Annotated in this window: 7 protein-coding genes; 3 read left to right on the plus strand and 4 right to left on the minus strand. The window is 59.5% G+C overall.

All coding sequences use genetic code 11. The features are described 5' to 3' along the window. Positions 1 to 3: 3 nt before the first annotated feature. Together ACW9IR_RS20050 and ACW9IR_RS20055 are read right to left on the minus strand one after the other, a co-directional pair. A complete protein-coding gene (locus tag ACW9IR_RS20050) occupies positions 4 to 1,407 on the minus strand; it encodes a cytochrome ubiquinol oxidase subunit I (protein WP_457464835.1) in 1,404 nt (467 codons plus the stop codon). 106 nt (positions 1,408 to 1,513) lie between these two features. Continuing rightward, positions 1,514 to 3,838 carry an FdhF/YdeP family oxidoreductase gene (locus tag ACW9IR_RS20055; RefSeq protein ID WP_457464830.1) on the minus strand — a complete coding sequence of 775 codons (2,325 nt, stop codon included), beginning with the start codon at positions 3,836 to 3,838 and terminating at the stop codon, positions 1,514 to 1,516. A 354-nt stretch (positions 3,839 to 4,192) separates the two neighbouring features. On the opposite strand from ACW9IR_RS20055, the gene moaA reads away from it, so the two are divergent. Then, entirely contained in the window at positions 4,193 to 5,191 is a 999-nt protein-coding gene (moaA, locus tag ACW9IR_RS20060) for a GTP 3',8-cyclase MoaA (RefSeq protein WP_034155559.1), read from the plus strand. A gap of 35 nt (positions 5,192 to 5,226) precedes the next feature. Continuing rightward, complete coding sequence (locus tag ACW9IR_RS20065) at positions 5,227 to 6,123, plus strand: bestrophin family protein (protein ID WP_095113578.1); 897 nt, start codon at positions 5,227 to 5,229, stop codon at positions 6,121 to 6,123. A gap of 325 nt (positions 6,124 to 6,448) precedes the next feature. Here ACW9IR_RS20065 and ACW9IR_RS20070 read toward each other — a convergent pair whose 3' ends face one another. Together ACW9IR_RS20070 and moaB are read right to left on the minus strand one after the other, a co-directional pair. Continuing rightward, complete coding sequence (locus ACW9IR_RS20070) at positions 6,449 to 7,654, minus strand: molybdopterin molybdotransferase MoeA (RefSeq protein WP_457464833.1); 1,206 nt, start codon at positions 7,652 to 7,654, stop codon at positions 6,449 to 6,451. Continuing rightward, positions 7,651 to 8,190 carry a molybdenum cofactor biosynthesis protein B gene (gene moaB, locus ACW9IR_RS20075; RefSeq protein ID WP_095118379.1) on the minus strand — a complete coding sequence of 180 codons (540 nt, stop codon included), beginning with the start codon at positions 8,188 to 8,190 and terminating at the stop codon, positions 7,651 to 7,653. Before moaB ends, ACW9IR_RS20070 begins: the two co-directional genes overlap by 4 nt. Before the next feature lie 289 nt (positions 8,191 to 8,479). Between moaB and ACW9IR_RS20080 the strand changes: the two genes are divergently transcribed. Then, positions 8,480 to 9,379, plus strand: a complete 900-nt coding sequence (locus ACW9IR_RS20080) for a LysR family transcriptional regulator (RefSeq protein ID WP_095124581.1) — start codon at positions 8,480 to 8,482, stop codon at positions 9,377 to 9,379. Positions 9,380 to 9,446 lie beyond the last annotated feature (67 nt).

Below are 9,446 nucleotides of genomic sequence, written 5' to 3' on the forward strand. Positions count from 1 at the left end.
GACTCAATGCTCCTTCATAGGGGCGGTAGCCGCCGAAATCGGTCGACGCGGCGTCTGCAATTCATCGCCCGCAGGCGGATGTTCGTGGTGCGGCTGCGGGCCTTTTTTCACCAGTTTCATCATGTAGCCGATGCCCACGCTGAACACGGTGAAATAGATCACCACGAACAGCGCCAGCGACGTGCTCATCTGCGCCACCGAGTGATGCGACGCGGCGTCATGGGTGCGCAACAAACCATAAACCACCCACGGCTGACGCCCGACTTCCGTGGTAATCCAACCGGCCAGCAGCGCAATCAGCCCGCTCGGCCCCATCAACAACACCAGGCGCTGGAAGCCGCGATGCTGATAAAGCTTGCCGCCCCGGCGCAGTGCCAACCCCAGCAAACCCACGAGGATCATCAACATCCCCAACCCGGCCATGACGCGAAAGCTCCAGAAGATCACGGTCGAATTCGGCCGGTCTTCTTTCGGAAAGCTCTTCAGCGCCGGGATCTGCTTATCGAGGCTGTGAGTAAGGATCAGGCTGCCGAGATAGGGAATCTCCAACGCATACTTGGTCTTCTCAGCCTGCATATCAGGGATGCCGAACAGCACCAGCGGCGTCGGGCCGTTTTCGGCGTTCTCCCAGTGACCTTCGATGGCGGCGATCTTCGCCGGTTGATGCTCCAGCGTGTTCAAACCATGGGCGTCACCGACCACTGCCTGAATCGGCGCCACGATCAGTGCCATCCACAACGCCATGGAAAACATCTTGCGTACCGGCGCCGTGTTATTGCCGCGCAGCAAATGCCAGGCAGCCGAGGCACCGACGAAGAACGACGTGGCGACAAACGCGGCAATCGCCATGTGCGCCAGACGGAACGGGAATGACGGGTTGAACACGATCGCCAGCCAGTCCAGCGGCATCACCCGCCCGTCAACGATTTCAAAGCCCTGCGGCGTCTGCATCCAGCTGTTGGACGCAAGAATCCAGAACGTCGAAATCAACGTGCCGATGGCGACCATCACCGTGGCAAAGAAGTGCAAGCCACGGCCGACGCGGTTCCAGCCGAACAGCATCACCCCAAGGAACCCGGCCTCAAGGAAGAACGCGGTCAGCACTTCATAGGTCAGCAGCGGCCCGGTGATGCTCCCGGCAAAGTCGGAAAAGCCGCTCCAGTTGGTACCGAACTGGTACGCCATGACCAGTCCCGAAACCACGCCCATGCCAAAATTGACCGCGAAAATCTTCGACCAGAAATGGTAGAGATCGCGGTACGTATCGTTGCGGGTTTTCAGCCACAGACCTTCGAGTACCGCAAGGAAACTCGCCAGGCCAATGGTGATCGCCGGGAAAATAATGTGGAACGAAACCGTGAATGCGAATTGAATTCGCGCCAGGTCCAGTGCCTCCAGATTGAACATGATGATGCCCTCATCCAGGCTGAAAAGCGGCAGCACGAACCCGGGCCACCGCCAGACGCGAACGCCTGCAGCCAGTCAAATTGCCAATGTTTTTATGAGTGGCGGTTTACGCCACCGACGACGGGATCAGGTTGCTGACCTTCGCGGCTTCGAGGCGGATCGCGACGAATTTGGAGGTCGGCGTATACGTCCGCTCGCCGTAGCTTTCCAGCGGTACCAGAGGGTTAGTCTCCGGGTAATACGCCGCCGCTTGCCCTGCGGGAATGTCGTAGGCGATCAAGGTAAAACCGCTGACCCGACGTTCACGTTCGTCATCCCACAGCGCCACCAGATCGACCTTCTGCCCCGGCTCGAAACCCAGGCGCTGGATATCCTGCTCGTTGGCGAAGATCACATCGCGCATGCCATAGACCCCGCGATAACGGTCATCGAGGCCATACAACGTGGTGTTGTACTGATCGTGGGAACGCATGGTTTGCAGGATCAGATGCGGCTTGACCGGCAGGTTGCGTACGCCTTCGCTGATCAGGTGTTCCGGCAGCACACACGGGGTGAACTGGGCCTTGCCGCTTTCAGTGTTCCAGACCCGATCCGAGGCGTCGTTGCCGAGGTGGAAGCCACCCGGAATCAAGAGTTTTTCATTGAAGTTCTCGAAGCCCGGAATCACGTCGGCAATCAGGTTGCGAATGCGCCCGTAGTCGCCCACCACCCACTCCCAATCAATCGGATGTTTGCCCAGTGTTGCGGCGGCGATCCCGGCAATGATCGCCGGCTCGGATTTCAAGTGCGCCGACTTCGGTTTCAACTGACCGAACGACAAATGCACCATGCTGAAGGTGTCTTCGACGGTCACGCCTTGCGGGCCTTCGGCCTGGATGTCGATGTCGGTACGCCCCAGGCACGGCAGGATCAACGCGTCGCGACCGGTGACCAAGTGGCTGCGATTGAGCTTGGTCGCAATATGCACGGTCAGGTCGAGTTTGCGCATCGCCGCGTGGGTGCGCGGGGTGTCCGGTGTGGCTTGGGCGAAGTTGCCGCCCAGACCGATAAACACCTTGGCTTCGCCACGTTCCATGGCGCCGATCGCCATCACCGTGTTGTGCCCGTGCATGCGCGGCACGTCGAAGTTGAAGCGCTTTTCCAGCGCGTCCATCAAGTCTTTCGGCGCCAGTTCGTTGATGCCCATGGTGCGGTCGCCCTGCACGTTACTGTGGCCACGAACCGGGGAAAGCCCGGCGCCCGGACGGCCGACGTTGCCGCGCAGTAGTTGCAGGTTGATGACTTCCTGCAGGGTCGCCACCGAATGCACGTGTTGGGTCAGGCCCATGGCCCAGCACATGATCACGCTCTTGGCGCGGCCATACATGCGCGCGGCCAGTTCGATGTCATGCAGCGGCACGCCGGACTGCTCGAGAATGTGCTCCCAGCTGGTTGCCTCGACTTCAGCCAGATAGCTGTCCAGACCCGTAGTGTGCTCGGCAATGAACGCATGATCGAACACCGGTTCGCCGCCCGTTGCCTGCGCTTCGCGTTCCCACTGCAGGAGGAATTTGACCATGCCGCGAATCATCGCCATGTCGCCACCCAGCGCCGGGCGGAAGTACGCGGTGTTGGTCGCTTCCCAGCCGTTGCTGAGCATTTCCAGCGGGTTTTGCGGGTTCTGGAAACGCTCCAGGCCACGCTCTTTCAGCGGGTTGATGCAGACTACTTGCGCGCCACGTTTCACCGCTTCACGCAGCGGTTCGAGCATGCGCGGGTGGTTGGTGCCGGGGTTCTGGCCGATGACGAAAATCGCGTCGGCGTGGTGCAGGTCCTCGTAGACCACGGTGCCTTTGCCGACGCCGAGAGTCTCGATCATGCTCACCGCACTGGCTTCGTGGCACATGTTCGAGCAGTCGGGGAAGTTGTTGGTGCCGAACGCGCGGACGAACAATTGATAGAGAAACGCCGCTTCGTTGCTGGCACGACCGGAGGTGTAGAACTCGGCCTCGTGCGGCGATTTGAGGTTTTTCAGATGATCAGCGATCAGCGCGAACGCATCTTCCCAACTGATTTCCACATAGCGGTCGACCCGCGCGTCGTAGCGCATCGGGTGGGTCAGACGACCCTGATATTCCAGCCAGTAGTCGCTCTGTTCAGCCAGGCTCGACACTGTGTACTTGTTGAAGAACGCCGGGTCGACCAAACGCCCGGTCGCTTCCCAGTTCACCGCTTTCGCGCCGTTTTCGCAGAACTTCAACATGCTCGCGCCCGGCGCTTCGCCCCAGGCACAGCCCGGGCAGTCGAAGCCGCCGTTCTGGTTGGTCTTGAGCATGGCACGGATGTTTTTCAGGGCGTTTTCGCTGCCCAGCCAACTTTTGGTCAGGCTGATGACAGCGCCCCAACCGGCAGCGGCGCCTTTGTAGGGTTTGTAACGGTCGACTTGTGACATGGGACTCTCCATGACGATGCACACAGGCATGAACCTGATTCGGTTAAACAGCGACGGCCGACTTTAAAAGTTGAAAAGTGGTCGTTGGGTTTGCCGGGACAAGGATATGAATCGTTACAAAACATTGTCTAATCGCTATTAATGACTGCCTTATCGAAAGCATCTATCACGGATTAAAACCCTTTATTTACGGCGTCTTGCGAAACTAACGAAGTAACTTTCAACAAAAAATATTTCATCATCGACGGCATCAATCAGCTGTTCATTAACAGTGATTGGACGGCACTGAAAGTTGCCCATAACCTGCGCTGACCAAACTCCTTCAACCGGGGTTCTCATTCCTGCGAGGCTGTCATGTCAGAGCGTGTCTTGATCGATGGTTACAACCGCCGCGTCGACTATCTGCGCATGTCGGTGACCGACCGCTGCGACTTCCGCTGCGTCTATTGCATGGCCGAAGACATGCAGTTTCTGCCACGGCAAAAAATCCTCACGCTGGAAGAGATCTATCAACTGGCGCAGAGCTTTGTGGCGCTCGGCACGCGCAAGATTCGCCTCACCGGTGGCGAGCCGCTGATCCGTCCGGGCGTAGTCAAGCTGTGCGAGCAGATCGCCGCCCTGCCCGGCCTGCGCGAGTTGTGCATGACCACCAACGGCTCGCAACTGGGCAAACTCGCGGCGCCGCTGTTCGACGCCGGGGTCAAACGCCTGAATATCAGCCTCGACAGCCTTGATCCGCAGCGCTTCAAACAGATGACCCGCACCGGCGATCTGGCGCAGGTGATCAACGGCATCGATGCCGCGCGCAAGGCCGGTTTTACCCGCACTAAACTCAACGTCGTGGTGATGCAGGGCCGTAACGATCAGGAGATCAACGATCTGGTCAGTTTCGCCATTGACCGTCAGCTCGACGTCTCTTTCATCGAGGAAATGCCGCTGGGGATCATCAGCGAACACAGCCGTGCCGAGTCATTTTTCTCCAGCGCCCAGGTGCGCGAAAAGATTGCCGAACGCTATACCCTGATCGACTCGGCGGAGTCGACGCAAGGCCCGTCGCGCTACTGGCGGCTGGCCGAGGCACCGGAGATTCGTCTGGGCTTTATCTCGCCGCACAGCCACAACTTTTGTGGCACCTGCAACCGCGTACGGCTCACCGTCGAAGGGCGCCTGCTACTGTGTCTGGGTAACGAGCATTCGGTGGATCTGAAAGCGGTGCTGCGCGCCCACCCGGGGCAACCGCAGCGGCTGGAGAAAGCCATTGTCGAGGCGATGAAACTCAAGCCCTATCGACATAATTTCGAAGTGAACGATGATGTTCAGGTCGTGCGCTTCATGAACATGACGGGCGGCTAGACCGCCCCTTCCAAGGGTTATCGGAACCGCACAGCATGATCATCAGACCCAAGGTCAACCAGTTCGCCATTCTCTTCACCCTAAAGGGCTCGATCGCCAAGCGCATCGCCCTGCGCACGTTGATGGTCACCCTGCTCGCTTCGGCCATCGTGCTGGTGGAAATCCTCCATCCGAGCAACTTCACCAAGGTCAACGCCACGCCGTTTACGTTGCTCGGTTTGTCGCTGTCGATCTTCATGAATTTTCGCAACAACGCTTGCTATGACCGTTGGTATGAAGCGCGCAAGGCTTGGGGCGAAGTGATCGTGCATATTCGCTCGGTGATTCGCGAAACCCATGTGATTCGTGAGTCCGCCGAGCGTAAACCGTTGCTGCTCAATCTTTGTGGTTTTGCTCATGCGTTGAACGCGCGGTTGCGCAAAGAAAGCGAAGCGGACGCCAGTAGCCAATGGATCATGCCGAAACCCGATCCGCAGACACCGGATTACAGCGGGCGCATTTTGCAGACGGTAGGCCAGCAGTGTTCCGATCTGCACCAGAACGGTGAGCTGACTGAGTGGCGCTACATGTTGCTGGCCAATCACCTGACCAGCCTGACCCAGGCGCAAGCGGTGTGCGAGCGGATCAAGACCACGCCGCTGCCGTTTCCTTACACACTGCTGTTGCACCGGACGATTTATCTGTTCTGCATCCTGTTGCCGTTTGCCATGGCGGAACCACTGGGCTGGCTGACACCGCTGTTTACCGCGATTGTCAGCTACACATTTTTTGGTCTGGATGCGATTGCCGATGAGCTGGAAGACCCGTTCGGCCGCGACGAAAACGACTTGCCCACCGATGCACTGGTGCGCACCATCGAGCGCGATATCCTCGCGGAGCTTGGCGCCGAAGTACCGCCGGCGCTGAAGCCGGTGGACTATGTGCTGAGCTGATCCGTAGCTCTCCAGACACCCCAAAACCCTGTGGGAGCGAGCCTGCTCGCGAAGGGGCCCTGTCAGCCAAAATCAATGTTGACTGACACTCCGCCTTCGCGAGCAAGCTCGCTCCCACAGGGTTTGCGTACACCGCCGATATTGTTGAGCACCACAAAACCACTGTAGGAGCGAGCCTGCTCGCGATGGCGCCGGCCCAGTCAACATCTTCGTCGATTGACCCTCCGTCATCGCGAGCAGGCTCACTCCTACAGGTTTTGCATTCACACCCGGATATTGATGAGCGCCATAAAGCTCGCTCCCACAGGTTGAATTTGTGTTGAGGTCAGAAGAGTTCGTTGAAGGGGATGAAGCGCAGCGGGTCGCCGAGGTTGTGCGTGCTGTTCTCGGGGATTTCCACCAGGCCATCGGCCCAAGTCGCGCCGAGCAGGACGCCGGAGCTTTGATTGGGATAGAGCACCGCACGCCCTGCCTCCAGCCTCACCCGCAGGTATTCACGGCGGCCGCCAGCCTTGTGCCAGTCGAAACCTGCATTGACCGTAAAACTCAGCGGCATGACGTCTTCGACACCTTGTATGCGCAGCAGATACGGCCGCGCCAACAAGCCAAACGTCACCAACGCTGAGGTCGGGTTTCCCGGCAAACCAATCACTGGCACCGTGCCGAAATGCCCGACCGTCAGCGGTTTGCCAGGCTTGATCGCCAGTTTCCACAACAACGGTTTGCCATTGTCGCGCAACACCTGCCCGAGACAATCGGCATCACCGGCAGACACGCCACCGGTAGTCAGAATCAGATCCGCACTCACTTGCAATTGCTCAAGCTTGAGCCGCGTCTGCGCCGGGCGATCCGGGAGGATGCCGGCGTCGATCACCTCGCAGCCCAGCTCTCGCAACCAGTGGCCGAGCAATACGCGGTTGCTGTTGTAGATGCTGCCGAGGCGCAACGGCTGACCCGGTTCGACCAGTTCATCACCGGTCGACAGCAGCGCCACACGCGGGCGACGCACCACGTGCAGTTGCGCCAGCCCTTGCCCGGCGGCGACCGCCAGCTCGAAAGGCCCAAGGCGTTTGCCGGCCCGCAGCAGGATATCGCCGACGCGATTTTCCTGACCTTGCGCGCGGATGTTCTGCCCCGCCTTCAGCGGCTGCAAGAAGCGCACGCGACCGTCCTCCAGCACTTCGACGTTCTCCTGCATCTCGACGCAGGTGGCGCCGGGCGGCAGCGGTGCGCCGGTAAAGATCCGTGCGCAGGTGCCGGGCAGCAACGTGTCCGGTGCCTGCCCGGCGTAAACCTTTTGCGAGACCTTCAACGGCTGTCGGTGCAGATCGCTGAGATTGAGCGAGTATCCATCCATGGCGCTGTTCGGCCACGGCGGCAAGTCGAGTGTCGCCAGCAGATCACTGGCCAGCACCCGCCCACGCGCTTCGTCGAGCGCCAGCAGTTCGCTGTCGGCCAGACGTTGCTCATTGGCCATGCCGAGCAATTGGTCGAGGGCGTCCTCGACCGGCATCAATGGTGCCTTGCTCATCCGCGTGGCCCGCAGGCTTGCGCGGCTTTCAGGTGCGGGACGAAATTGCATGGGCGATGACGGTTGTCCAGTTGCTCGGCAAGAATGCCTTCCCACGCCGTGCGGCACGCACCGGTCGAACCCGGCAAGCAGCACACCAGCGTGCCGTTCGACAGCCCGGCCAGCGCGCGGCTTTGCACGGTGGACGTACCGATGTCCAGAATCGAGATCGCGCGGAACAGTTCGCCGAAGCCGTCAATCTGCTTATCAAACAAGCAGGCCACCGCTTCCGGCGTGCTGTCGCGACCGGTGAAACCCGTGCCGCCAGTGATCAGCACCACCTGAATGCCTTCGTCGGCAATCCAGTTCGCTACCTGAGCGCGGATCTTGTACAGATCGTCCTTGAGCAAGTTGCGCTCGCTCAACGTGTGCCCGGCCTCCAGCAAACGACTGACCAGCAATTGGCCCGACGTATCGCTGGCGTAATCGCGCGTATCGCTGACCGTCAGCACAGCAATATTCAGGGGGACAAACAGGGCATCGGCTTTGGCGCTCATGGCAGTTCTCCGGCAGCAGTCAATCAACATTGCCGAGCAGCCTAAGTGCCGCTTATGAGTACTGTCTAATCACTCTCGCCAACCACATTATCGACCCGCTCTATCGGTGCTTTTCACCTCGCCAGACGCCAGCAGAACCGGGCCTGATAGAGCTGATCGATTGGCCCTTAAACAGTTCCGATTGGACGAATATCCGTCCAGATGAGATCGTCGCACCCTGCGCTTTTCGTGCGTCTCGCGCATCTGCGTCAATACTCCATCAAAAAATCCCCATCGAGCAGGTGCCTTCGTGGACATCAAACAACTCAAGTTCCTGATCGCGCTGGACGAAACCCGCCACTTCGGCCAGGCCGCCGCACGCTGCCACATCACCCAGCCGACGTTGTCGATGCGCCTGCGCAATCTCGAAGATGAGCTGGATCTGGTGCTGGTCAACCGTGGCCAGCGCTTTGAAGGTTTCACCCAGGCCGGCGAGCGCGTGCTGGCCTGGGCACGCACCTTGCTGGCAGCTCACGACGGCCTATTCGCCGAAGCGGCGGCGTGTCGCGGGCAACTGGTCGGTAGTTTGCGTCTGGGTCTGGTGCCGCTAAGCAGCTTCAACCCGGTCAATTACATTCAGGGTTTGTCCGGCACTTATCCGGAGTTGAAATTCAGCCTGTCGTCGCTCAGCTCCGACGAGATCATCGCCGGTCTGGGCAACAACCAACTGGACTTGGGCGTGTGCTACCTCGATCACGTCAACCCGAACTATTTCGAGTTTTTCGAGATTGGTGAAACCCGTGTCGGCCTGCTCTACGACAACCGCCACTTTCATTTCGAAGGCTCGGAAATGAGCTGGGAAGACGCCGCCGAGCTACCGCTGGGGATGATCACCGCCGGCATGCATTACCGTAAATCCATCGATTTGAGCTTCCGCAGCCGTGGCCTCAGCCCGCAGCCGATCATGGAAAGCGATTCGACCTATCAGCTGTTGCAGGCGATTCACCAAGGCTTCTGCTGCGCGATCATGCCGCTGGACAGTGGCCTGGAAGAGCCGATCGAGCACCTGTCGTTCATGCAATTGCCCGATGCCAGTGTGCTCGCACCGCTGGGCCTGGTGATGCGCAAGACCGAGCCGCGCTCGGCGATTGCCGAGAAGTGTTTTGCCGAGGCGCGGAAGTTGTTTGGGGTAGAAGTTCCCGCTGAATAATTGATGTTGGATGTCAGACCGCCTTCGCGAGCAAGCTCGCTCCCACAATTGAAATGCATTCCCCTGT

The organism is Pseudomonas sp. SDT291_1_S447 (assembly GCF_054070155.1).